Genomic DNA, 844 nt, shown 5'->3' on the forward strand with positions numbered 1-844 from the left:
GCAGGTCGCGCACGCGCTTGCCGGTGGCGTGAAACACGGCGTTGGCGACGGCGGCGGCCACGCCGAGGAAGCCAATCTCCCCGATGCCTTTGACACCCAGCGGATTCACGATGTCGTCCTCTTCCTCGACCAGCACCACATCGATGGTGTCAATGTCGGCCATGACGGGAATGTGGTACTCGGCGAGGTTGTGGTTCATATAGCGGCCGAAGCCGTGGTCCATGATGGATTCTTCCATCAGGGCCATGCCAATGCCCCAGACCACCGAGCCCAGCACCTGACTGCGGGCGGTTTTGGGGTTGAGGATGCGGCCGGCGGCCACGGCGTTTACCACGCGCGCTACGTGCACCGTGCCCAGGTCCTCGTCCACTCTTACCTCCACGAACACGGCGTTGTGTGAGTGCATGGAGTAGGGCTGCTGTTTGAGCATATTGGGCCCGGTGGTGGCTTCGGCTTCCACTTTTTCCTCGCCGCTGGCGTCGAGAAGTTCGGCAATGCCGACGCGGCGGCTGATGTCCTCATTGAGCCGGATTACCCCGTCCACAAACTGCACGTCCTCAAAAGCGGCGCCTTGCAGCGGCGAATCGGCCAGTTGCTGCGCCAGCTTGAGCAGCTTGTTGCCCAGCGCCTGGCAGGCGGCCTGCACGGCGGTGCCCACGGAGGCGGCCGTCCAGGAGCCGCCCTGCACGGGCGCTTCGGGCAGCTCGGTGTCGCCGAGGCGGAAGGTGACGGCTTCCAGCGGCAAGCCCAGGGTTTGGGCCGCAATCTGAGTCATGATGGTGTAGGTGCCGGTGCCGATGTCGTTGCTGGCGCTGCTCACCATCAGGTGGCCGGCGGCGGTGAG

At 65.0% G+C, this 844-nt stretch carries 1 protein-coding gene; it reads right to left on the bottom strand.

Annotated features, from left to right (window positions below; genetic code table 11):
- On the bottom strand, positions 1 to 844 hold an 844-nt coding region (locus tag DNI29_RS23790; RefSeq protein WP_133255752.1), incomplete at both ends, for a xanthine dehydrogenase family protein molybdopterin-binding subunit.

This window comes from Hymenobacter sediminis, from assembly GCF_003231285.1.
Lineage (GTDB): Bacteria > Bacteroidota > Bacteroidia > Cytophagales > Hymenobacteraceae > Hymenobacter > Hymenobacter sediminis.